Origin of the sequence: Synechococcus sp. CBW1006 (assembly GCF_015840525.1) — a bacterium.
GTDB lineage: Bacteria > Cyanobacteriota > Cyanobacteriia > PCC-6307 > Cyanobiaceae > CBW1002.
In genome coordinates this window covers 1,112,062-1,135,092 of sequence record NZ_CP060396.1, presented here as the reverse complement: position 1 = coordinate 1,135,092, position 23,031 = coordinate 1,112,062, and the positions used below count along the sequence as shown (strand labels likewise).

The 23,031-nt window shown below is 69.2% G+C and carries 19 protein-coding genes; 16 read left to right on the top strand and 3 right to left on the bottom strand.

Annotated elements, in window-relative coordinates; genetic code table 11:
- Positions 1-52 precede the first annotated feature (52 nt).
- The 13 genes from H8F26_RS05395 to H8F26_RS05335 all read left to right on the top strand — a co-directional run bounded on the left by H8F26_RS05395 (position 53) and on the right by H8F26_RS05335 (position 16,295).
- Positions 53-562, top strand: coding sequence for a hypothetical protein (locus tag H8F26_RS05395; protein ID WP_197158054.1), 510 nt, complete (start codon positions 53-55; stop codon positions 560-562).
- A gap of 132 nt (positions 563-694) precedes the next feature.
- A complete protein-coding gene (locus tag H8F26_RS05390) occupies positions 695-1,408 on the top strand; it encodes a heme oxygenase (biliverdin-producing) (protein WP_197158052.1) in 714 nt (237 codons plus the stop codon).
- A 76-nt stretch (positions 1,409-1,484) separates the two neighbouring features.
- Positions 1,485-2,579, top strand: coding sequence for a glycosyltransferase (locus H8F26_RS05385; protein WP_197158050.1), 1,095 nt, complete (start codon positions 1,485-1,487; stop codon positions 2,577-2,579).
- Positions 2,580-2,641: 62 nt separating this feature from the next.
- Positions 2,642-4,507 carry an ABC transporter ATP-binding protein gene (locus H8F26_RS05380; RefSeq protein WP_197158048.1) on the top strand — a complete coding sequence of 622 codons (1,866 nt, stop codon included), beginning with the start codon at positions 2,642-2,644 and terminating at the stop codon, positions 4,505-4,507.
- Positions 4,504-5,685, top strand: a complete 1,182-nt coding sequence (locus H8F26_RS05375) for a glycosyltransferase (protein ID WP_197158046.1) — start codon at positions 4,504-4,506, stop codon at positions 5,683-5,685. Before H8F26_RS05380 ends, H8F26_RS05375 begins: the two co-directional genes overlap by 4 nt.
- 50 nt (positions 5,686-5,735) lie before the next feature.
- Positions 5,736-6,551, top strand: coding sequence for a hypothetical protein (locus H8F26_RS05370; protein ID WP_197158044.1), 816 nt, complete (start codon positions 5,736-5,738; stop codon positions 6,549-6,551).
- Between the two features lies 1 nt (position 6,552).
- The gene (locus H8F26_RS05365) at positions 6,553-7,581 is read left to right on the top strand and encodes a hypothetical protein (RefSeq protein ID WP_197158042.1); all 1,029 of its coding nucleotides are present in this window, start codon (positions 6,553-6,555) and stop codon (positions 7,579-7,581) included.
- A gap of 14 nt (positions 7,582-7,595) precedes the next feature.
- Positions 7,596-8,528: a sulfotransferase gene (locus H8F26_RS05360; RefSeq protein ID WP_197158040.1), complete on the top strand. Its 933-nt coding sequence runs from the start codon at positions 7,596-7,598 to the stop codon at positions 8,526-8,528.
- A complete protein-coding gene (locus H8F26_RS05355; RefSeq protein ID WP_197158039.1) occupies positions 8,528-9,700 on the top strand; it encodes a glycosyltransferase in 1,173 nt (390 codons plus the stop codon). The genes H8F26_RS05360 and H8F26_RS05355 overlap by 1 nt, the downstream gene beginning before the upstream one ends.
- A 14-nt stretch (positions 9,701-9,714) precedes the next feature.
- Positions 9,715-11,046: a glycosyltransferase gene (locus H8F26_RS05350; protein ID WP_197158037.1), complete on the top strand. Its 1,332-nt coding sequence runs from the start codon at positions 9,715-9,717 to the stop codon at positions 11,044-11,046.
- Between the two features lies 1 nt (position 11,047).
- Positions 11,048-12,238 (top strand): glycosyltransferase, encoded by a 1,191-nt coding sequence (locus H8F26_RS05345; RefSeq protein ID WP_197158035.1) that lies wholly within the window; start codon positions 11,048-11,050, stop codon positions 12,236-12,238.
- The gene (locus H8F26_RS05340) at positions 12,235-14,634 is read left to right on the top strand and encodes a UvrD-helicase domain-containing protein (protein ID WP_197158034.1); all 2,400 of its coding nucleotides are present in this window, start codon (positions 12,235-12,237) and stop codon (positions 14,632-14,634) included. Before H8F26_RS05345 ends, H8F26_RS05340 begins: the two co-directional genes overlap by 4 nt.
- A gap of 23 nt (positions 14,635-14,657) precedes the next feature.
- Positions 14,658-16,295: a glycosyltransferase family 39 protein gene (locus tag H8F26_RS05335; protein WP_197158032.1), complete on the top strand. Its 1,638-nt coding sequence runs from the start codon at positions 14,658-14,660 to the stop codon at positions 16,293-16,295.
- Here H8F26_RS05335 and kdsA read toward each other — a convergent pair.
- Entirely contained in the window at positions 16,277-17,086 is an 810-nt protein-coding gene (kdsA, locus tag H8F26_RS05330; RefSeq protein WP_197158030.1) for a 3-deoxy-8-phosphooctulonate synthase, read from the bottom strand. The genes H8F26_RS05335 and kdsA overlap by 19 nt on opposite strands.
- A 57-nt stretch (positions 17,087-17,143) precedes the next feature.
- Here kdsA and H8F26_RS05325 point away from each other — a divergent pair, with 57 nt between their 5' ends.
- Together H8F26_RS05325 and kdsB are read left to right on the top strand one after the other, a co-directional pair.
- Positions 17,144-17,854 (top strand): hypothetical protein, encoded by a 711-nt coding sequence (locus H8F26_RS05325; protein WP_197158029.1) that lies wholly within the window; start codon positions 17,144-17,146, stop codon positions 17,852-17,854.
- 5 nt (positions 17,855-17,859) lie between these two features.
- Positions 17,860-18,753 carry a 3-deoxy-manno-octulosonate cytidylyltransferase gene (kdsB, locus tag H8F26_RS05320; protein WP_231598100.1) on the top strand — a complete coding sequence of 298 codons (894 nt, stop codon included), beginning with the start codon at positions 17,860-17,862 and terminating at the stop codon, positions 18,751-18,753.
- Here kdsB and H8F26_RS05315 read toward each other — a convergent pair.
- The gene (locus H8F26_RS05315; RefSeq protein WP_231605481.1) at positions 18,714-19,289 is read right to left on the bottom strand and encodes an HAD family hydrolase; all 576 of its coding nucleotides are present in this window, start codon (positions 19,287-19,289) and stop codon (positions 18,714-18,716) included. The two genes, kdsB and H8F26_RS05315, sit on opposite strands and share 40 nt — an antisense overlap.
- Positions 19,286-20,314 (bottom strand): SIS domain-containing protein, encoded by a 1,029-nt coding sequence (locus H8F26_RS05310; RefSeq protein WP_231598102.1) that lies wholly within the window; start codon positions 20,312-20,314, stop codon positions 19,286-19,288. The genes H8F26_RS05315 and H8F26_RS05310 overlap by 4 nt, the downstream gene beginning before the upstream one ends.
- A 64-nt stretch (positions 20,315-20,378) precedes the next feature.
- Here H8F26_RS05310 and H8F26_RS05305 point away from each other — a divergent pair, with 64 nt between their 5' ends.
- Positions 20,379-21,839 (top strand): CCA tRNA nucleotidyltransferase, encoded by a 1,461-nt coding sequence (locus tag H8F26_RS05305; RefSeq protein WP_197158026.1) that lies wholly within the window; start codon positions 20,379-20,381, stop codon positions 21,837-21,839.
- Positions 21,840-23,031: the final 1,192 nt, after the last annotated feature.

The window sequence follows — 23,031 nt, the reverse complement described above, 5'->3', positions numbered from 1 at the left end:
CCGGCTGAGCCTAGGTTTTGGCCATGATCTGGTTCTGCTCCCGGGGAACGGCATGAACGCCGCCGATCAGGCACGATCGCTGGAACTGGCTCAGGCGATCGCCTCGGTGGTCACCCTGGTGCGGGGCCATTTCCCCGCGGCCCGCGCCAACCTCACCCCCTGGCGGGACGATCCCCTCACCCGTGCCTTCAACGAGCGGGAATCGCTGGATCTCTCCTTCCATTTCCCCGGCTGGAGCCCTCGCACCCAATGCCGCTCGCTGCTGCTGCAGCTGCGGCTGGAGCGGGCGCCGGAGGCGGCGGTCGCCCGCAGCCGGCCGCGGTTGCTGGGGGTTCTGATCCGCGGCCTCACCTATGAATCGGAGCGCTGGCGACTGGCCACGCTGGGGGAGTGGCAACCCTCCGGCAGCCACCTGCCCAGTCCTGAGGTGGTCCAGACCCTGCAGCTGCTCTGCCGCGAACTGTTCGATCTGTTCGGTGCTGGCGCCCAGTCCCTCGGCAGCAGCGACTCCGATGCCGACGGCGGCCCCCCGGAAGCCGGTGACGATCGGCGAGCCGCCTGATCCCCGTTGGGTTTGGGGCTGCGGCGCAGGGCTGGGGCAGGCGCTGCCCACGTAATCCTTCGCAACCTTGTCGCCGCCGCTGGGAAGGCTGCGCCTAACTTGCTTGGACTGGCTATGCAGCTTTCCGGATTGATGTCTGTCGCGCTTGCTTCTCAGTTGCGTGAGGGAACCAAGAAGTCCCACACCATGGCCGAGAACACCGGTTTTGTGAGCTGCTTCCTCAAGGGGGTGGTGGACAAGATGAGCTATCGCCGGCTCGTCGCCAACCTCTACGTCCTCTACAGCGCCATGGAGGAGGAGATCGGCCGCCTCAAGGACCATCCGGTGGTGGGCCCGATCGCCTTCGACGCCCTCAACCGCAAGGCGGTGCTGGAGCAGGACATGGCCTTCTACTTCGGCTCCGACTGGCGCCAGCAGCTGCAGCCCACCCCCGGTGCCGTGGAGTACGTCAACCGGGTGCGTCAGGTGGCCCGTGAGACCCCCGAGCTGTTGGTGGGCCATCACTACACCCGCTACATCGGCGATCTCTCCGGTGGGCAGATCCTCAAGAACATCGCCCAGAAGGCGATGAACCTGGGCGAGCACGACGGCCTCCGCTTCTACGAGTTCGACGCCATCGACGACGAGAAGGCCTTCAAGGTCAACTACCGCGCCACCCTGGACCATCTGCCGATCGATCAGGCCATGGCCGATCGCATCGTCGAGGAGGCCAACCATGCCTTCCACCTCAACATGGTGATGTTCCAGGAACTGGAGGGCAACCTCATCGCCGCCATCGGCAAGGTGCTGTTCGGCTTCCTCACCCGTCGCCAACGCACCGGCAGCACTGAAGTGGTGGCGGCCTGAGGCCCGGCTGAGATCAGGCCCTGCCGTTGGACGGGGCCTGGATGCGACACACTCGCCCTTGCTGGAGCCCGTGCGCTTGCGTCCCCTGAGATTCCTGCTGCCCGGCACCACTGGCCGGTTCCGCTGTGGCGGCTTGCTTGTGGAGCTGCAGACCCTGCGCCTGCTGCAGGAGATCGTGCCGGCGGAGGTGGTGACCTACCGCAAGCGGGAGGAGGGCCTGGCCTTCCTCGATGATCTGCTGGCGTCGGAGGAGCCGCCCGGCGAGGCCCTCTGGATTGTGAGCTGGGGGTTTGAGGTGCCAAGCCAGTTGCGCCGCCTGCGCGGACGCCCAGTGGCCTATCACGCCCACAGCAGTGGCTATGGCTTCTCCCTGCCTCCCGCCGTGCCGGTGTTGGCGGTAAGCCGCAACACGCTCGGCTACTGGGGGGATGCGGCGCCCCGCCAGCCCCTGTTTCTGGTGCCGAACGCCCTCGAACGCGACTGGATGGAGCGCGGCCTCCGGCCGGGCGGCCCTGCCGCCGGCGGCGATGGGACCGGTTCTGACGGGAGCGATGGCGATGGGCTGGAGGGCCGCCGCCCGATTGATGTGCTGGTGCAGCAGCGCAAGAGCAGTGCCTACGTGCTCACGCAACTAGTGCCGGCCCTGCGGCGCCAGGGACTGCGGGTGGAGGTGCAGAGCGGCTGGGTGGACGATCTGGTGGATCTGTTCAACCGGGCCACGGTGGTGCTCTACGACTCGGCCGACTACTGGCGGGGGCGGGGGTTGACGGAGGGGTTCGGACTGCCGCCGCTCGAAGCTCTCGCCTGCGGCTGCGTTGTGTTCAGCAGCCTCAACCACGCCCTGGCCGACAGCCTTGATCCCGGGTCGATTGCCCATCAGATCGGCGCCGGCAGCCTGGCCGCAGATCTGGAGCGGATCACTGCCGCCGTCAGGGATCCCAGCGCCTGGCGCGCTGACCCGGATCGTCTCCAGCCCCTGCTGGAGGCCTGCAGCGAGCCGGAGCTGCGGCGGCGCTGGCGCCATGCCCTGGAGGAGATCAACCACCACTGGGACAGGCTCAGCGCCGGCGAGCCGCCGCTGCTGGCCCCACCCCGCTGGCAGCTGCGCTGGCGGCAGCGGGCGGATCGCTTGCGGCGCCTGCTTTCCCGCCAGCTTGGGTCGATCGGTTAAGTGGCTGGCCCGTTGCCTGGCGGCGTGGCAGGGGAGCCCCCATAAGCTGGGGGAGATCACAGGTGTTCTCCGTGCGGCTGCCGAAAAGCCAGACACTCGATCAGCTTCGGCAACTCATTCTGACCCTCCCGAAATCACTCAGGCGGCAGTTCTATTGGCTGCTGCCCTTGGCAGTGCTGCCTGGTGTTCTTGATATCCTGTCAGTGGGCATTCTGGCCCAGCTGATGTCCTCGCTGTTGATGTCGAAGGCGAAGCGCCAGATCATTCCGATTCATATTCCCGGCTCAGATCGCTTTGAGTTTGTCCTCTTCCTGATCGGTGCCTTCATCCTGATCTCGTGGCTCCGCTCGCTGGCGCGCCTCTGGCTGGTGATTTCGCAGGAGCAGTACATCGAGCGCATGTGGCTCTATCTGACCGATCATCTCTATCGCGGCATTCTCTATCTTCCCTACGAGTTTCATCTTGCCCAGGACGACTCCAAGCTGGCGACGCAGCTGCTCACCAACGTCACCAAGGTGACACGCGGCATTCTGCGGCCTTGTCTGCCGTTGTTTTCGTCGTTCTTTTCGGTGGTGTTGCTCACTGGTGGCATTCTCTATGTGGGGCGCTGGTATGCGCTCGGTTTGTTCGCTGGTCTCACGCTCGCCTACGGCCTCTTTTCGGTGTTCATGACGCCCTATCTGCGCCATGCAGAGCGACAGAAGCTCTATCTGGCCTCGCAGATGAAGCAGACCTTCATCGACTCGATGACGATGATCCGCGAGATCCAGCTCTACGCCGCCGAGGATTTCTATGCCGATTCCTTCCGCGACAAGGCCCAAGAGGCCAAGAAGTTCGAGTTTCTCAATACGCTCCTGCCCTGGTTCCCCAAGCTCACGATCGAGCCGCTTGGCATCACGCTGATTTTCTCCTTTGCCATCTTTCCGGCGGTGCTCGGTGGCGGTTTCTCCGATGTGAAGCAGGTCATCCCCTTTCTCGCCACCCTGGCCCTGGCCTCGCTGCGCCTCACCCCAGCCCTGCAGGAAACCTTCGCGTCGATCACCAAGCTCCGCTCCGGTCTACCCAACATCTCCAGCCTGCTCAAGCTGATGCAGATTGCCGATGAAGGTAGTGAGATCCCCACGGCTGTTCTGGGGCCGGGAGGCACTCCCATGAGCCCGCAGGCCTTCATTCCGCGCCGCACGATCCGGCTGGATCGGATCACCTATGCCTATCCCACCACCAACCACTCCACGATCACCGATCTCAGCCTCACCATCCCGGTAGGGTCCCGTGTCGCCTTCGTGGGGTCCACCGGCAGCGGCAAGACCACCACGGGCCTGCTGTTGCTCGCACTGCTCACCCCCCAGAAAGGACAACTTCTGATTGATGGCACGCCCCTGGATTCGCAGGATCGCCGGGCCTGGCAGTCCTGCTGCTCCTATGTGCCCCAGATCGTGAGCTTCACCCGCGGCAGCGTTCTGGAAAACATCGCCTTCGGCGAAGACCCCGATCAGGTGGATCTGAACCTGGTCTGGGAGTCGCTGGAATCGGCCCAGCTCGCCGAGGTAGTGGCCGAACTTCCCTATGGCCTGTACACCCCGATCGGTCGCGATGGCCTGCGGCTCTCCGGTGGCCAGCGCCAGCGGCTTGCACTGGCGCGGGCCTTCTACCGGCGCACCGAGGTGTTGCTGCTCGATGAGGCGACCAGCGCCCTCGACAACAAGACGGAATCGGAGGTGATCGAGGCGCTCGAGATCATCGGCCGACGGTGCACCACGATCGTGATCGCCCACCGCCTCTCCACGATCGTGCGCTGCGACCGCATCTACGAATTCGAGGCGGGCCGGATCAAGGCAGCCGGCAATTTCGAGCAGCTGCGGGCTGCTTCCTCCAGCTTTGAGGAACTGGTGGCCACCCTGGAGCGCAGCCTCGCGGCCGCCTCGTGAGCCCCGGCCTCGACATCACCCTGCTGGCCACGGCCGACTGGGATCATCCCTTCTGGACCAACAAACAGCACGTGGCTGTGAGCCTGGCGGAGCTGGGTCATCGGGTGCTTTACGTGGATTCCCTCGGCCTGCGACCCCCCACCCTGGGGCAGCGGGATCGGGGCCGGTTGTGGCGCCGCCTGCGGTTGTCCTTCCCCAGGCCGCGGCCTGTGCGCCCTGGAATCTGGGTGATCTCGCCGCTGCAGTTGCCCCTGCCAGCAGGGCCGTGGGTGGACCGCCTCAATGGCCTCGTGCTGCGTACCACTCTGGCCCTGGCCCGGCTCCAGCTGGGCCTGCGCCGCGATCTGCTCTGGACCTACAACCCCCGCACGGCGGCCTTGCTGCCGGTGCACGCCTACCGGCGTTCGCTTTATCACTGTGTCGATGCCATCGATACGCAGCCGGGGATGGATGGGCCCCGAATCCGGCGCGACGAACAGCAGCTCTGCCACCAGGTGGATGGAGTCGTCACCACCACCCCGGTGTTGCAGGAACGCTGCCGGCCGCTGGCTCGGCGCTGCACCCTGCTGCCCAATGCGGTGGACGTGGAGCATTTCCGCCAGGCACTGGATCCCGCCTTGCCCCTGCCGGCCGATCTGGGGTGCATCCCGGCACCGCGGCTCCTGTTCGTGGGAGCGATCGCGACCTACAAGATGAACATGGAGCTGCTGGCTGCCGTGGCCCGTCGCCATCCGGACTGGTCGATCGTGCTGATCGGGGCGGTGGGTGAGGGGGATCCCGCCACGCTGATCACCGCCCTGGCGGATTGCCCCAACATCCACCGCCTCGGCCCACGGCCCTATGGGACCTTGCCGGCCTATCTCAAGGGGGCGGCGGTGGGGTTGATTCCGGCGCGGATCAATGCCTATACCCGCGCCATGTTCCCGATGAAGTTCTTCGAGTACCTGGCCGCTGGCCTGCCGGTGGTGGCCACGCCACTGCCGGCGCTGGAGCCCTATGCCTCCGTGGTGGCCCTTGCCCCAGACGCCGAGAGCTTTGCCGCCGCCGTGGCGGAGGCTCTGGTGCCGGACCCTGCCGCCGCCGCCGAGCGCCTGCGGCTTGCCGGTTCCGTCACCTACAGCGAGCGCAGTCGCCGCATGCTGGCGTTTCTGGAGAGCGAGCCTCAGGGGCACTGCTAGCCTCCACTGCTACCGATTTTCTGTTCATTCGTTCTGTTACTGACGCGTCGATGCCCCCGTTGAAGCTGATCTACATCACCAGCAATAGCCATAGCGGTTCCACCTTGCTGGATATGTTGATCGGCTCCCATTCTGCCTGCCTGACCCTGGGTGAAATCCATAAACTCACCGCTAAATCGGAAGGGGAATGTGCCTGCGGGGCATCCAGTTTTGCCACCTGCCTGTTCTGGCAGGACGTGTCCAGCCGGCTTGAGGCCTCCGGCTCACCGCCCCTGGCCGAGCTGCAGATCCACGCCACCGAACCGGCAGCGTTTCGGGACGCCAATCGCCGCCTGCTGACGGTGCTGCAGCAGAAGACAGGCTGCGCGGTGTTCGTCGATTCCTCCAAGAAACTCTCCCGCCTGAAGCTGTTGCTGCAGGACCCCGATCTGCAGGTGCTGCCGGTGCACATCGTGCGGCGGCCGGAAGGCGTGGTGTGCTCCAACATCGCCAAGGGACGCCCCTGGCGTGAGGAGCTGGAGATCTACCACCGCAATCTCTGGCCCCGCTACGACCTGCTCCGCCATCATCCCCATCTGCTCGTGTCCTACGAGAGCCTCTGTCGCCAGCCGGAGCAGGTGCTGGGGCGGATCATGCAGGCGGCCGGACTCGCCTTTGAGCCCGACCAGCTGGACTGGACCCGGCACGAGCATCACAACGTCAACGGCAACAAGCGCACGCGCACCAGCCGCGCCTCCACGATCCGCCTCGACGAACGCTGGCGGCGTCAGCTCTCCCGCCGGCAGCGGCTGGCGATCCGGCTGGCGCAGGCGCGCTTCCGCCTGCGGTTGCTGCTGCGGTTCGGGCTCTGGCCGCGGCCCCTCTGAGATGGGTGTGAGGCCCACCGGCATGCGGCGCCTGGCCCCCTGGAGCTGGGCTTTGGCCCGGTTGCGGCTGGCTGTGGTGATCATCTGCGAGCGGCTGGATCAGCCGCGCCGGGGCCGGCGTTGGCTGGAGCGCTGGTGCCGCGCTCCCGGCGCTGCCCCCCTGTTGCTCGAAGCCCTCGCCTTGCGCTGTTGCGCCGATGGCGACGTCGCAGCGGCCCTGGAACTGTTCATCCGCCTCTGGTCCGACTGGGGCAGCAGCGAGCTGTTGTATCGCCTGTTGTTCCGCCGCCGCTTCCGCTCCGCCCACGCCCGCGACCATGCCCTGCTGCTGCAGAGGATCGCGGCGGCTGAGCCGCTGCCGGCCCACTTCCGTGCCTATGGCGCCATCGCCTGGGCCTACCGCACCCTGGAAGACCAGGATCCCGAGTCGATGGCGGCGGCAGTGGCGCCGATCGCCCGGCTGGCCGAAGAGCTGGAGGCGGATCCCGGAACGCCCAGCTGTGGGCGGGAGGATCGGGAGAACAGGGCCAAGCTGCTGATCTCCTGTTACACCGTGCTGGGGCGCCTGCACTTCTCCCTGGAGGATTTTCCGGCCTTCTCCGCTGTGGCGCGGCGTTCTGCCCAGTTGGCCGAGCAGCTTGATCTCGATCGGATCGACGCCGATGTGAGCTATCGCCTGCTCAGTAATCTGCTGCGTTGCCTCGGCTGCTCCTGGCTGGAGGCCTGGTCGCGCCAGGATGCTGCCGCCCTGGCTCAGGTGACGACCCGCATCGAGGCGGTGGTGCGGGAGGCCCAGTCGCCGCGGCACCAGGCCTCCCAGGCCCGCGAAGACCATGCCGGCTTTGCGCGCCAGGTGGCGGCTGCCCTGGAGGGGCTCAGCCTGGAGGACCGACGGCTGGAGCCCCTCTATCCCCTGGTGGCGCTGCTGTTCAAGAAAAAGGTCGATGGTCACGGCTTTCGCACCCGGATCGCACCGGCGCTGCAGCGCTACCGCGATGCCGCCCTGCCCGGGTTGCCCCCTTCATCCTGATGACGGTTGCGTTGATGCCGCCTTCGCCTGAGTCCCGGCACCTGCTGCCGCCCCTGCGGGTGCTCTACATCACCAGTCGCGGCCACAGCGGTTCCACCCTGCTGGATCTGTTGCTCAGCGGTCATTCCGGTCTCACCAGTGTGGGTGAGATCAAGATGCTTTCCGCCACCGATCGCAGCCGCAAACGCTGCAGCTGCCATGGCCTCGATCCTCTCGAGTGTCCCTACTGGAGGTCCGTGCAGGACCAACTGCAGGCCAGTACGGGCCTGAGCTTTGACGCCCTGCGGCTCGACAGCGTCGATCCCTGGGTGAACCATGGCCACAACCTGGCGCTCTACGAGAGTGTGGCGGCGGTGAGCGGTTGCCGAACGATCGTGGATTCCTCCAAGAGTCTGCCGCGGTTGCGTGATCTTCTCCAGGGCCAGGAGCTCTACGGCGGCTATGACCTGCTGCCGATTCATCTGCTGCGCGGCCCCCTGGGACTGGTGCACAGCTATGTCAAGAAGGGCGCTGATCTTCGTGAGGTTTGTTACAACTACGCCAATGGTTATTTCCGTGCTGATGACCTGCTCCATCGCCGCCGCCATCTGTTGGTGCACTACGAGCGCCTCGCCGGCCAACCGCGCCGTGAACTGCAGCGGCTGATGACGGCGATCGGTCTGCCCTTCGAGGAGGCCCAGATGGACTGGGGCCACGGACCGCGCCGCAACATCCATGGCAACGACATGCGCTTCAAGGCGGGCGGACCGATCCGGCTCGATCGGTCCTGGAGGCGTGGACTCACCCCTCTGCAGATCCTGCAGGTGCTGTGGTTCACCCTGCCGGTGCGCCTGCGGCAGCGACGGCTCACCAGTCGGCGGCTGATGCGGTTGTGGCGGCTGCGTTACAAGCCTGCCGCCATGGCTTCAGGGAGCCGGGGCAGGGCCTCGCGGAGCCGGCGGGATTGATGGGGGATCCCCTGTTGCCGCCGTCGCCCGGGCCGGTGCTGCTCTACATCGATGCGCTCAAGGCCGGCGGCGCCGAGCGCATCACCCTGCAGTGGGCCCAGTGGTTGCAGCAGGCCGGCCTGCCGGTGCTGCTGCTCACCCGCCACGGGCCGGAGCGCGATTTCTACCCCCTGCCCGCCGGTCTGGATCGCCGCGTCGAGCTGCCCGAGCCCCGCTGGCTCAAGGCCCTTGGCTGGTGGGGCTTCCCGTGGCGGTTGCTGCGGCTGCGCAGGCTGCTGCGCCAGCTGAGCCCCTGCCTGGCGCTGGGGATCACGACCCTGCCGGCGATCAAGCTGCTGCTGGTCAGCGCCGGTCTGCCCTGGGCCGTGGTGGTGTCGGAGCGCAACTATCCGCCCGCCAAGCCGCCCGCCCTGCCCTGGCGCTGGCTGCGCCGGCTCACCTATCCGCGCGCAGCGGCCCATCTCGTGCAGACCCGCCGCACCCTGGCCTGGCTGGTCTCCACCCAGGCGGTGCCGGAGTCGCGCTGCCATCTGGTGCCCAACCCGATCGGCTGGCCCCTGGCCGATTTCCCGCCACGGATCGCTCCCGCCGCTCTGATCCCCGCCGGCGCCTCGCTGATGCTGGCGGTGGGCACCAAGCCCCACCAGAAGGGATTCGACCGGCTGCTGGCGGCCTTTGCCCGCCTGGCACCGCGCCATCCCAGCTGGCATCTGGTGATCCTGGGCCTCGATCCGGCCAGCGGCAGCCATCGCCGGGCTGTGGCGGATCTGGTGGCGCAATGGAAGGCCGACCCGCTGCTGCGCCAGCGGGTGCATCTGCCGGGCCCGGTGGGCAACGTGGCCGATTGGTACGGAGCCTGCGACCTGTTTGTGCTCAGCTCCCGCTACGAGGGGTTTCCGAACGTGTTGCTTGAGGCCATGGTGAGCGGCTGCGCCTGCCTGGCCTGCGCCTGCCCCACCGGTCCGGAGGAGATCGTGCGCCATGGCCAGGATGGCTGGCTGGTGCCGGCCGAGGCCGATGCGGCGCTGCTGGAGCGTGAACTGGAGCGGCTGATCGATGATCCCCCTCTGCGGCGGCGCCTTGGCAGCGAGGCCCGCGCCGTTCGCCAGCGCTACGGCGAAGCCACGGTGCGGGAGCAGTTCCTCGCAGCCCTCAAGCCCCTGATGCCCTGAGCCGCGCCTCCGCCATGTCCGCGCCCCTTTCCAACACTGTGCCCCCGTCGTTGCCGGGGGATGATCTCTGGATCGTGCTGCCCCATCTGGGTCCCGGTGGTGCCCAGAAGGTGGCGGTGCTGGCGGCGGGGCACTTCGCGGCCCGTGGTCTGCGGGTGCGGCTGATCACCCTGTTACCCGATCAGCCGGCCGTGCTGGAGCCTCCGCCCGGGGTGGAGCACATCGATCTGGGCCCGCTGGTGGCCAGCGACCGGCAGCGGCTGGGCCCCGAGGTTGATGTCTCGGATCGCTCGCCGCTGGCGATCGCTGGGCGGGTGGCGGCCCTCTGGATCGGCCGGATCCGGCGCCGTCTCTCGCCGCTGGGGCTGCGCCTGCTGCTCGGGCTGCAGCTGCCCCTCTGGCCGCCGGCGACGGGTTGGCGTGGCGGCCTGCAGCGCCTGTTGCTGCGGCTGACCCGCAACGTGGCTGGCCCCCAGGGGGCTCGTCTGCGCCAGCTGGTGCAGCGGCAGCGGCCCCAGCGGCTGCTCGCCCTGCTCAGCCGCACCAACATGCTGTCCGCTCTGGCGGTCTGGGATCTGCCGATCCATCTGGTGGTGTCGGAGCGGAACGATCCCCGCCTGCAGCACCTGCCCTTCCCCTGGAACCGGCTGCGGCCCCTGCTCTACGGCCGCGCCGATGTGGTGACCGCCAACACCAGCGGAGTGCTGGCGGTGCTGCGCCAGTTCCCGCAGCCGTTCCGGCGGCTGGACCTGCTGGCCAATCCCCTGCCCCAGACCCAGCGCTCCGGTGAGCGGCTGCCCCTGGCGGAGCGCGCGCGCGAGTTCCTCACGGTCTGCCGGCTGGTGCCCCAGAAGGGGGTGGACGTGCTGCTGGAGGCCTTTGCCCTGCTGCCGCTGCCGATCCGCCAGACATGGCGGCTGCGGATCGTGGGTGATGGCCCCGAGCGCGCCTCCCTGGAACGGCAGGCCCGCCAGCTGGGGATTGCCGCGCAGGTGAGCTTCGAGGGCTTCTGCAGTGATCCGCCCCGCTTCTTTCGCCAGGCGCCGATCTTCGTGCTGCCTTCCCGCTTCGAAGGCATGCCCAATGCTCTGCTGGAGGCGATGGGCTTCGGCTTGGCGTCGGTGGTCACCGATGCCTCGCCCGGGCCCCTGGAGCTGGTGGAGCCGGGGGTCACCGGGCTGGTGGTGCGCACCGGCGACGCGGCGGCTCTGGCGGCAGCCCTGCAGCAGCTGGTGGAGGATCCCGATCTGCAGCGGCGCTGCGGCGCGGCGGCGGCGGCGCTGCTGCGCCGCCACGACTGGCCGGTGCTCGAGCCGGTCTGGCGCGACCTGCTCAACCTCGCCTGAGGTGGCGCTTCCCAAGCCCCTGCGCCTGCTGGTGTTCGCCCCCTCGCGGCGGGCGCCCTCGGAGACCTTCATCCGCGCCAACCTGGCCGGCCTCGCCTGCGACACGGTGGCCTACTGCGGCGACGAGCGGCCCTGGGGCGGCCCGCCCCTGCGGCTCGCCTACGGCCTGGCGATCCTGGTCAGCAAGGCCTGCTACCGCCTGGCCGCCCTGGTACCGCTGGAGGCGCTGCAGCGCTTTGGCACCTGGCTGCCCTCCCAGGTGGCGATCCGCATCTGCCGCCAGGAGAGGCCCGATCTGGTGCTGGCGGAATTCGGCTTCCACGCGGTGCGGGTGATGGAGCTGGTGCCCGCCACCGGCCTGCCGCTGATCGTTCATTTCCGCGGTTCCGATGCCTCCTCCCGCCGCTACCTGGCCACGCTGCGGCCCCGCTATCGCCGCCTGCTGCAGCTGGTGGCGGCGGTGGTGGTCAAGTCGGAGCCGATGCGCGCCACCCTGCTGGCCCTGGCGACGCAGCGCCAGCGGCCCCTGCCGGTGCTGATCAGTCCCTCGGGGGCCGATCCCGCCCGCTTCGCCGGTGCCGATCCGGCCGCCGCTCCGCCCCGCTTCCTGGCGGTGGGCCGCTTCGTGGCCAAGAAGGGGCCGCTGCTCAGCCTCGAGGCCTTCGCCCGCGCCAGCGCCGGCCATCCCGACTGGCGGCTGGAGATGGTGGGGGAGGGGCCCCTGCTGGCCCGGGCCCGTCAGCGGGCCAGCGACCTCGGCCTCGACGATCGGGTGATCTTCGCCGGCCTGCTGCAGCCGCCGGCCATCGCCGAGCGGCTGCGGGGGGCGCGGGCCTTCCTGCAGCATTCGCTCACCGCACCGGATGGGGATCAGGAGGGATCGCCGGTGGCGGTGCTGGAGGCCCAGCTGAGTGGCCTGCCGGTGGTGGCCACCCGCCACGCCGGCATCCCCGAGGTGGTGCAGCACGGGGTGACGGGCCTGCTGGTGGAGGAGGGTGACGTGGCGGCCATGGCGGAGGCCATCCGCCGTCTGGGGGAGGACCCGGCCCTGGCCGGCCGGCTGGGGGCGGCGGGACGGCGCCGCTGCCAGGAGCACTTCACGGTGCAGCACCACCTGCAGGCCCTGCAGGGCCTGATCGAACAGGTGGCGGCCACGCCGGCGCCTCTGCCCGGCGATAGCCTCAGCCCGTGAGCTTTCTTGCCGGCCTCAACGACGCCCAGCGCCGGGCGGTGGACCACCACACCGGTCCCCTGCTGGTGGTGGCGGGGGCGGGCAGCGGCAAGACCCGCGCCCTCACCCATCGCATCGCCCACCTGATCGGCCACCACGGCGTCGATCCGGCCGATCTGCTGGCGGTGACCTTCACCAACAAGGCCGCCCGGGAGATGAAGGAGCGGCTGGAGCTGTTGCTGGCCCAGAAGCTGGCCCAGAGCCAGTTCGGCCAGCCCTGGAGCACCCTGCCGCTGGTGCAGCAGAAGCAGCTGCGCAGCCGCATCTACCGCGAGGTGATCAAGGAGCTGTGGATCGGCACCTTTCACGCCCTGTTCGCGCGGCTGCTGCGCTTCGATATCGACAAGTTCCACGACCCCGAAGGCCTGCGCTGGACGCGGCAGTTCTCGATCTACGACGAGAGCGACGCCCAGACCCTGGTGAAGGAGATCGTGACCCAGGAGCTGGGTCTGGATCCGAAGCGGTTCGAGCCCAAGAAGGTGCGCTGGGCGATCAGCAATGCCAAGAACCAGGGCTGGCTGCCGGAGCAGCTGGAGGCCAGGGCGGAGGGGGTGCGGGGCCGCAAGGAGGCCGAGGCCTACCGCCTTTATCGCCGCGCCCTGGCCGCCAACAACGCCCTCGATTTCGATGATCTGCTGCTGCTCCCGGTGCAGCTGCTGCGCCAGAACGAGCAGGTGCGGAACTACTGGCATCGTCGCTTTCGCCATGTGCTGGTGGACGAATACCAGGACACCAACCGCACCCAGTACGACCTGATCAAGCTGCTGGTCACCGATGGGCGCGACCCCGCCGCCTTTGAGGAGTGGGCGGGGCGCTCGGTGTTCGTGGTGGGCGACGCCGACCAGAGCATCTACAGCTTCCGTGCCGCCGACTTCACGATCCTGATGGGGTTTCAGGACGATTTCGGCGACGGCGCTGCCGATGAGTCCACCAGCACCATGGTGAAGCTGGAGGAGAACTACCGCTCCACCGCCACGATCCTGGAGGCGGCCAACGCCCTGATCGCCCACAACAGCGAGCGGATCGACAAGATCCTCCGCCCCACCCGCGGCGAGGGGGAGCTGATCACCCTCACCCGCTGTGACGACGAGATCGCCGAGGCCGAGGCGGTGGTGCACCGCATGCGCATGCTCGAGGCCGCCCATCCCGATCTGCGCTGGGGTGACATGGCGGTGCTGTATCGCACCAATGCCCAGAGCCGGGCCATGGAGGAGGCCCTGGTGCGCTGGGGGATCCCTTACATCGTGGTGGGCGGTCTGCGCTTCTACGACCGGCGCGAGATCAAGGATGTGCTCGCCTATCTGCGGCTGCTGGTCAATCCGGCCGACACGGTGAGCCTGCTGCGGGTGCTGAATGTGCCTCGCCGCGGCATCGGCAAGACCACGATCGAGCGGTTGACCGATGCCTCCAATCAGCTGGGGATTCCGTTGTGGGAGGTGGTGAGCGATGCCGAGGCGGTGCGCTCCCTCGGCGGCCGTTCGGCCAAGGGGCTGCTGCAGTTCCATGAACTGATCACGGATCTGCAGCGCCGCATCCAGGACGCTCCTCCCTCTGAGCTGGTGCAGCGGGTGCTGGAGCAGAGCGGCTACCTGGCCGAGCTGATCGCCGCCGGCACCGATGAAGCCGAAGACCGGCGCCGCAACCTCAACGAACTGGTCAATGCCGGTTTGCAGTATCAGGAGGAGAACGAGGAGGGGGATCTGGAGGGGTTCCTGGCCTCGGCTGCCCTGGCCAGCGACGCCGACAGCAAGGACACCGACCAGGACCGCGTCACCCTGATGACCCTGCATGCCAGCAAGGGGCTGGAGTTTCCGGTGGTGTTTCTGGTGGGGATGGAGCAGGGCCTCTTCCCCAGCTACCGCTCCCTGGAGGATCCCGCCGCCCTGGAGGAGGAGCGCCGCCTCTGCTACGTCGGCATCACCCGCGCCAAGGAGCGTCTGTTTCTCTCCCATGCCAGCGAGCGGCGCCTCTGGGGCGGCATGCGCGAGCCGGCGGTGCCCTCGGTGTTTCTCTCGGAACTGCCCGAGGAGCTGGTGCAGGGCGACATCCCGCGCTCCGGCGGTGCGGCCCTGCGCCGGGAGCAGCGGCTTGATCGGCTCACCCGTGTCGATCGGGAGGAGTCCCGCCGCGTGGCTGATGGTGGGGAGGCCGGCGCCGCCACCAATGCGGTGCGGCGCCGCGCCGGTGCGGCCCGAAGCTGGGTGGTGGGTGACCGGTTGCGCCATGCCGCCTTCGGGGATGGCCATGTGACCCATCTGTTCGGCAGTGGCGAGAAGATCTCGATCGCCGTGAAATTTGAAGGCATGGGCCCGAAGATCCTCGATCCGCGCCTGGCGCCGATCGAGCCGCTGGCCTGAGCGGCGATCCCTGGGATCCGACCATGCACTCTGATCCGACTCTGCCTGACACCGCCCTGCAGGAGACGTCCACCAACCGCCCCAGCGCAGGACCGGGGCTGCGCTGGCTCGTCTGGCTGAGCCTTGGGGTGGCGGTGCTGTTTGCCGGGCGGGCCCTGGCCCTGGTGGATGCCACCAGCCTCTGGGGCGATGAGCTCAGCACGGCCCGCAAGTCGTTTCAGCCCTCACTGGCCTATCTGTTCACCTATCTCACCACCGACACCCACCCGCCCCTCTATTACGGCCTGCTCTGGCTCTGGGGGCAGCTGGTGCCCGACACGGCCGTGTTCCTGCGGCTGTTTTCCTGGGGGTCCTATCTGCTGGGTGGGGGGGTGATCGTGGCCCAGGTGGCTCAGATGGCCAGGCCCCTGGCACCCCCACGGCGCCATCTGGCTGTGGCGCTGGCCGTGATCCTGGCCTTCTGCAGCCCCTTCCCGATTCGCTTCTCGATCGAGGCCAAGGGGTATGCGCTGTTGGTGCTCTGGATCGCCCTGGCCCTTCTCTGCCGCCGGCGCTGGTACCAGGGCGGTAAGCCCGCCGATGGCATCGGCTACGGCCTGGCCCTGGCCGCCGCCAGCCTCACCCACTACTACGGCCTCTTCTACGGGGTGGCCCTGGCGATCACCGATCTCACGGTGCCCTGGCGGCCGCTGCGGCTGCGGCTGGAGAGCGCCGCGGTTTGCCTCGTGGCCGCCTTGCCGAGCCTCGCCTGGATCTGGCACAGCCGCCGCTATCTGCTGGAGGGATCGGAGGCCGGCGAGTGGATCGGCAGGCCCGATGGCGGCATGGCCGAGGAGGTACTGGCGCGGGCCCTGGGACCCTGGCCGCTGCCGAAGCTGGCCCTGCTTCTGGCGATGGGAGCGCTTTATCTGGTGCTGTGCCGCCGGCGTGTCACGGCAGAGGCTGGCCTTGGCGTTGGTATCCAACGCCCCTGGCTGGCCTGGCTGGACGGGTCTGGTCTGCTCTCCGGCGGCCTGCTGGTGCTGCTGGTGGTGGGGGTGTCGTTCGTGAAGCCCATCGCCTACCCCCGCTACTTCGTGGTTCTGCTGCCTGCGGCGGTTCCCGTGGTGGCGCTGGCCTTTGCGTCTCTACCGGCTCCGGCCAGCCGCCTGCTGCGGCTGCTGCCGCTGGCCCTGGCCACGGCCCTGGTGCTCACCTTCTGGGTGGATTCCTTCCGCCCCCTGCAACCGGGAGGCGTGTTTCAGGGATCCCGCGAGATGAACGACTTCCGCCTGCTGGTGTTGGTCAGTCAGGACACACCCGTGCGGATCAGTCCACGGGCCCATCATTTCCGCACGGCCGAGCGGCTGCTGCGTCAGGCCGGTACGGTGAATCCAGCTCCGGTGTCACCAGGCCCCGTACCGCCCCGTGCTGCCCCGCCGGGCCTGGATTCCTGGGGCGATCTGCGCGATCTGCGCCGTCTGCTGCGCCGCCAGCAGCCCCCCGATCGGTTGGTGCTGGCCGAGACCGGTGGCCCGGACTCCGTGCAGCGCCGCATCGATCCGGCCCTGGCCCGGGTCGAGGAGCTGGGCTATGCCTGCCGCCGTGACCTGCCCGGCCGGCCCCACCTGCGCCTCTATCGCTGCCGCTGGCCTGTCACCGCTCATAGGCTGGAGGGCTGAAAGCCTGCCGCTACGGCCGCACGGATCGCCAACAGCTGCTCCAGCAGCGGCTCGAGGCGGTGCAGCGGCACCATGTTGGGCCCGTCGCTGAGGGCTTGATCGGGGTCGGGGTGCACCTCCATGAACAGCCCATCCACGCCCACGGCCACCGCCGCCCGGGCCAGGGGCGCCACGAACTCCCGCTGGCCGCCGGTGCTGCTGCCCCGGCCGCCGGGCTGCTGCACCGAATGGGTGGCATCGAAGATCACCGGGCAGCCCAGGTCGTGGAGCTGGGGCAGGCTGCGGTAATCCACCACCAGCGTGTTGTAGCCGAAGCTGGTGCCGCGCTCGGTGAGCCAGAGGTTCTCCACACCGGCCTCCCGCAGCTTTCGCACCACCTGGGCCATGTCCCAGGGGGCGAGGAACTGCCCCTTCTTGACGTTGATCGTCTTGTCTGTGCCCTGCACCGCGGCGGCGGCGGCCAGCAGCAGGTCGGTCTGGCGGCAAAGAAAAGCGGGGATCTGCAGCACGTCCACCACCGCGGCCACGGGTGCGGCCTGGTGGCTCTCGTGGATGTCGGTGAGCAGCGGCAGCCCGAAGCGTTGCTTCACCTCGGCCAGCACCTCCAGGCCATCGCCCACGCCGGGGCCGCGGAAGGAGCCGCCGGAACTGCGGTTGGCCTTGTCGAAACTGGCCTTGAAGACGTAGCGGATGCCCAGCCGGTCGGTGATGGCCTTCACCTGTGCGGCGATCTCCAGAGCCAGCTCGCGGCTCTCGATCACACAGGGGCCGGCGATCAGGGTGAAGGTCATGGCGGCAGGGTCAGGCCTCGGGTCGGGCCAGGTGCAGGATCGCCCTAGCCTCGCCCCATGACCCAGCCCATCCCGATCTTCATCGGCGTGGATCCGCGGGAGCGGGCCGCCGTGACGGTGCTGATCGACAGCCTCTATCAGCACAGCTCGGCGCCTCTGGCGATCACGCCGCTGGTCACGCCGCAGCTGGAGGCCCAGGGGCTTTACTGGCGCGCCCGGGATCCCAAGCAGAGCACCGCCTTCTCCTTCAGCCGCTTCCTGGTGCCACACCTGATGGATTACCGCGGCTGGGGGATCTTCATGGACTGCGACATGCTCTGCCGCGGCGATATCGCCGAACTCTGGGCGCTGCGCGACGAGCGCTATGCCGTGCTCTGTGTGCAGCACGAGCATGTGCCGGCCGAAACCCGCAAGTTCCAGGGGGAAGTGCAGAGCGCCTACCCGAAGAAAAACTGGAGTTCGCTGATCCTGTTCCAGGCCGGCCGCTGCACCGCCCTCACGCCCGACTACGTGAACACGGCCACCGGCCTCGATCTGCACCGCTTCCACTGGCTGGCTGGTGACCACGAGATCGGTGCCCTTCCCGATCGCTGGAACCATCTGGTGGCCGTGCAGCCTCCGCCGCAGCGATCGGCCGTCGAGGGGGGACCCGTACTGCTGCACTGGACCCTGGGCGGCCCCTGGTTCCGGGAGCAACGCACCATGGGGGAGGCGCTGGCGGCGGAGTGGTTCGCGGCCCGCGATGCCGCCTCCCGTCTGTGGGAGTGATCCGCGTGCCTCGTTCCGTCAGTCCTGATGCCGCCTCGCCGCTGCCCACGATCGTGGCGGTACCGGCCCGGCTCGCCTCCAGCCGTCTGCCCGGCAAGGTGATGGCCGACATCGGCGGCCAGCCGATGCTGCGGCGGGTGCTGGAGCGCTGCGCCGCCGCCGAGACCCCCGCCGCCGTGGTGCTCTGTACCGACAGCCCGGAGCTGGTGGACGCCGCGGCCGGCTGGGGCTTCCCGGCCCTGCTCACCGGCGCCGACTGCCCCTCCGGCAGTGACCGGATCGCCTCGGTGGTGCAGACCCTGTTGACCATGGCCGACACCGGGACGGCGCCCCTGAGTGCCGAGACCACCCTGGTGATCAATGTGCAGGGGGATCAACCCTTTCTCGATCCCGCCGTGATCGATGCCATGGCCGCTGAATTCGGGCGGCGCCGGCCGTTGCCGGAGGTGCTCACGCCCGTCTATCGCCTCAGCGCCGCCAAGGTCCACAACCCCAATGTGGTCAAGACCCTGCTGGCCGCCGATGGCCGCGCCCTCTACTTCTCCCGCTCGGCGATCCCGCACGTGCGCGATGTGGAGCCGGCCGACTGGCCCGACCACGCCCCCTACTGGGGGCATGTGGGCCTCTATGGCTACCGCGCCGATGTGCTGGCCGGTTGGGCCGCGCTGCCCCATTCGCCCCTGGAGCAGGTCGAGAAGCTGGAACAGCTGCGGCTGATCGAGGCGGGCATCGGCATCGGCACCTTCCCGGTGGAGGGCGACTCCCTGTCGGTGGATACGGCGGAACAGCTCGAACAGGCCAGGGGGATCGCGGCCCAGATGAACGCCGCAGGAGGCCCCGTGGCTCAGGACATCGCCGTTCAGTCGTTGCGGTCGCGCCATCCCTCGGCACAGAGCTGACGCCAATGCGGCCGGCGCCCCAGGATCCGCTCCACCAGCTCCCGCACGGCCCCGTCGCCGCCGTTGCGCTCGAGCACAGCATCGGCCTGCCGCCGCAGGGGTGGGGCCGCATCGGCCGGGGCCAGCAGCAGCCCCACGCAGGGGCGCACCGCCAGGTCGTTGAAGTCGTCGCCCACAAAGGCGGTGCTGGCTGGCTCCAGGTCGAGTTGCTCCAGCAGCCGCGCCAGGGCGGCGGGTTTGTCCTTCACTCCCACCAGGCAATGGCGGATGCCGAGATGGCGGGCCCGGGCCTCGGTGGCACCGCCCATGCCGCCGCTGAGCAGGGCCACCTCCAGCCCGGCCTGTTGCAGCAGGCGGATCCCCAGTCCGTCCCGCACATCGAAGCGCTTGAACAGCTCGCCGTTGGGGCCGTACCAGAGACCGCCGTCGGTGAGCACCCCGTCCACATCGAGCACCACCAGGCGCAGCTGATCCAGGCGAGGCCCGAGCTGTCGCCAGCGCCGCCGTTGTCGCATCCATTCCAGGGCGCCGATCATGGCTGCGGGCTCCGCCCGCTGGTGAGGCCGGCCTGCACCAGATCGTGCAGCCGCAGCAGCCCCAGCAGGTGCCTGTCCTGATCGGCGCTGCCGCCGGCGTTGGCCAGCACCGGCAGGATCGAGATCGGCTTGCGGCGGTTCCGCTCCATCCGCTCCAGCGCCTCCACCGCCAGCAGGCCAGGCCCCACCGTGATCGGATCGGCGGTCATCAGGTCGCGGGCCGTGAGCGTGGCCCAGGTGCCGGGGCCATGGGCCTGCAGGGCGCGGCGCAGGTCACCATCGGTGATCAGCCCCGCCAGCCGTTCGGGCTCGTCAGGGGGTGCCACCCAGCAGGCGCCGATGGCATCGCGCGTCAGCTGGGCAATCACCGCCGGCAGATCCGCCGACGGAGCCAGGGGGTGGAGACGGTCGGCCGGCACCATCAGGTCGCCGACGCGCAGGGTGAGCTGGCGGCCGAGGCTGCCGGCCGGATGGTTGAGGGCGAAGTCCTGGGGGGAGATGCCGCGCCGCTCCATCCACACCGCCGCCAGGGCATCGCCGATCGCCATCGCCACCGCGGTGCTGGCGGTGGGGGCGAGGTTGAGCGGACAGGCCTCCCGGTCCACCGAGCCATCCAGAACCGCATCGCAGCCCCTGGCCAGGCTGGAGTCCAGCCGGCCCACCAGGGCGATGCGGGCACTGCCGCGGCGTTGCAGATGGGGCAGGATCTCCAGCAGCTCCTGGGTTTCACCGCTGTTGGAGAGCAGCAGGGCCACGTCCTGCGGCGCCACCACCCCCAGGTCGCCGTGCAGGGCATCGAGGGGGCTGAGGTAGATCGCCATCAGCCCGATCGAGGAGAAGGTGGCCGCGATCTTGCGGGCCACGATGCCGCTCTTGCCCACGCCGGTGATCACCAGCTTGGCCCGATCCTCGGCGCAGCGATCGAGCAGCGCGAGGGCCGCCTCCACCTGGCCGGCATCGAGGCGACCGGCCGCGGCGGCGATCGCCCCGGCCTCCTCCTCCAGACAGCGCGTCAGGGCCGACACCGGCGCAGTTCCTTCATGATGCGCCCATTCTCCCCATCTCCGGTCTGGACGGGGCTTGCGCGTCATGGAGATCCCGGGCCTGCCGCCCCAGTTGCTGCCCCTGCTGCGCCAGGCCGCCGTGCACCATCGCCTCGCCCTGGTGGGCGGTGCCGTGCGCGATCTGCTGCTGCACCGGGTGCACCACGATCCCTGGCGGGGGCTGCCCGACCTGGATCTGGTGGTGGAAGAGGCCAGTCTGGGCGGGGTCAGCTGGCCCGCAGCCAGCCCCGAGGCCGCTATTGCCATCGAGGGGAGCTGGCAGCCAGCTCCCGAAGACTCCCAGCCGGAGCGGGTCAGTGCGCTGGAACGGCCGCCGGCGGCCCATCGGCTCGCCCGCCGGTTACGGCAGCAGTTGGGGCCCCAGCTGGTGCCCTTTCTCCAGGAGCACGGTGCCTACGGCACGGTGGAGCTGGAGCTGGATCTCGGCGCCTGTCACGGTGAGGCCCTCCAGGCGGGCGACCAGCCGCTGCTGCTTGATCTGGCCAGTGCGCGCCAAGAGAGCTACCCGGTGCCTGGCGAGAACCCCCGGGTGCGCTACGGCAGCCTCGATGACGATCTGGCCCGGCGGGACTTCACCATCAACGCGATGGCCCTGTTGCTGGTGCCCTGCCGTGGTGATCCCGCCTCCCCACCGGATGCCAGCTGCCTGCTGGATCCCCACGGCGGCCAACGGGATCTGGTCCGGCGCCAGCTCCGCTTTCTCCACGCCGCCAGCGTCCGCGATGACCCCACCCGGGTGCTGCGAGGTGCCCGCTACGTCGCCCGCCTCGGTTTCACGCTGGCCCCGGAGAGCCTGGAACAACTGCAGAGCACCCTGGCCACCTGGCCCTGGGGGTGGCGGCCGGGCGATCCGCCGGGGCAGGCTCCCTCGGCCCTGGGCACCCGGCTGCGCATGGAACTGGAGCTACTGCTGGAAAGGGAGGCCTGGCGCCGGGCTCTGACGGCACTGCAGGGGTGGGGGGCGCTGCAGCTGCTTGATCAACGGATCCAGGCGGATCGAACCTGGCCGCGGCGGCTGGCGTGGGCCCAGCGCTTCGGGTTGCCCCTGCCGGCGGCCCTGGTGGCGGCTGCCGCCGATCCCCTCGCCCTGGCCGAGCGGCTGCAGTTGCCCCATCGCCAGCACAAGTTGCTCAGTCAGTGGCTGCTGCTGCTGCAGCGGCTGGCGGAGGCGGCTTCCGCTCCGGCCGATGGGCCAGCGGAGCCCTCCCAGTGGACCCAGCTGCTGGAGAGTCCGGGGCTTTCAGCCGAGGCGGTCGCCCTGGCCCTCGCCTGCGGCAGTGGCAGTACCCGGCGGCGGCCCCTGCTGCGCTGGTGGCTGCTCTGGCGCCATGTCAGGTCGCCGTTGTCTGCGAAGGATCTGCTGGCTCAGGGTGTGACGCCTGGTCCCCAGCTGGGGATGCGGTTGCGCCAGGCCCGGCTGGAAGCCATCGATCAGCTAGAGGAGGCTCGGGTACTGCGGCGTCCGGCAGCCCCCACAAGGCGGTGACGGCCAGATAGCCGATCAGGCACTGGCTGGCGGGATTGATCAGGAACACCGTGGTGGCCAGGGCGTTGAACAGCAGCAGCAGATCCAGGGCGATCGCCGCTTCCGTGAGGGTGGTGCCGTCGCGTCCCCAGGCCAGTCGCAACGGTGTGTGCCGCAGGCGCCACCTGATCGCCATCACCAGGATCACCAGCAGCAGCACCAGTGCCAGCAGGCCGAGACTGCCGGTTTCGCCCAGGATCTGGGCGACGCTGTTGTGGGCATGGCCCATCGGCCGCCAGCCGTCACCGCGCGCCTGGGCGGTGGCCTCAGCGCAGAACTCCCGCGCCCGCGTGCCGAAGCCGATGCCGTACAGAAAGCGGTTCTGACCGGAAAAGGCGATGCCTCCGTAGCACTCCGCCGCCTTGAGGCGGCCCAGGTCGGAGAGGAGATTGCGGCCGCTGCTGGGGGCCAGCACGAACCACCACAGGCTCATCACGGCGGCCAGGGCCGCGGAGCCGCCCAGGGCCAGCAGCGCTGCCTGGCCGGCCTTCACCCGTCCCCGGGCCCGGCTGATCAGATACGCCATCGCCATAGCCAGCACCGGTGCCAGCAGGGCCAGGCGTGATCCCGTGCGCAGGCAGAGCCCGTAGCCCAGCAGCGCCGTGGCCAGCAGGGCCAGGCGCTTCCAGGCTGTCTTTTCCAGCAGCCCGCCATAGGCGGCGCAGACACTGAACAGCATCGCCAGGGTGGCGAGGCGATTCAGACCGCCGATCCCCACTTTCTTCTCCTGGATCACGACTTCCAGGGGGGTGCTGAAGTCGAGGCTGCCGGGCCAGTGCAGGGCCAGCAGCACCACCACAGGCAGGGTGGCCAGGCCGATCCACTGCAGTGAGGCCCGCCAGGAGGCTGGCCGCCGACCGGCACCGGCGGCCAGGCCGAGCACCACCATCAGCATGTCGCTGGGGCCGGAGGGACTGCTCTCCTCGCCGAACAGCACCACCCGCACGTTCACCAGCAGCAGCCCGAGCATCAGGGCAGCCCAGGGGGTCCCGGCCGGTCTCTGCCGCACCTGCCGCACCGCCTGACTGACCAGCCGCAGGGCCAGCCAGATCAGCAGCAGACCGGTGGCGAGCAGCTCCTGGGAGCGGAACAGCTGCAGGGCAAAGATCAGCGGCAGCAGGGCATCCAGCCAATCCGTCGCCCCCTCGCCCGG

Coding starts and splice junctions, on each gene's coding strand:
- H8F26_RS05355 (WP_197158039.1), top strand. CDS start 8,528: ATGGGGGATCCCCTGTTGCCGCCGTCGCCCGGGCCGGTGCTGCTCTAC.
- H8F26_RS05395 (WP_197158054.1), top strand. CDS start 53: ATGAACGCCGCCGATCAGGCACGATCGCTGGAACTGGCTCAGGCGATC.
- H8F26_RS05360 (WP_197158040.1), top strand. CDS start 7,596: ATGCCGCCTTCGCCTGAGTCCCGGCACCTGCTGCCGCCCCTGCGGGTG.
- H8F26_RS05335 (WP_197158032.1), top strand. CDS start 14,658: ATGCACTCTGATCCGACTCTGCCTGACACCGCCCTGCAGGAGACGTCC.
- kdsA (WP_197158030.1), bottom strand. CDS start 17,086: ATGACCTTCACCCTGATCGCCGGCCCCTGTGTGATCGAGAGCCGCGAG.
- H8F26_RS05370 (WP_197158044.1), top strand. CDS start 5,736: ATGCCCCCGTTGAAGCTGATCTACATCACCAGCAATAGCCATAGCGGT.
- H8F26_RS05305 (WP_197158026.1), top strand. CDS start 20,379: ATGGAGATCCCGGGCCTGCCGCCCCAGTTGCTGCCCCTGCTGCGCCAG.
- H8F26_RS05315 (WP_231605481.1), bottom strand. CDS start 19,289: ATGATCGGCGCCCTGGAATGGATGCGACAACGGCGGCGCTGGCGACAG.
- H8F26_RS05390 (WP_197158052.1), top strand. CDS start 695: ATGTCTGTCGCGCTTGCTTCTCAGTTGCGTGAGGGAACCAAGAAGTCC.
- H8F26_RS05365 (WP_197158042.1), top strand. CDS start 6,553: ATGGGTGTGAGGCCCACCGGCATGCGGCGCCTGGCCCCCTGGAGCTGG.
- H8F26_RS05325 (WP_197158029.1), top strand. CDS start 17,144: ATGACCCAGCCCATCCCGATCTTCATCGGCGTGGATCCGCGGGAGCGG.
- H8F26_RS05350 (WP_197158037.1), top strand. CDS start 9,715: ATGTCCGCGCCCCTTTCCAACACTGTGCCCCCGTCGTTGCCGGGGGAT.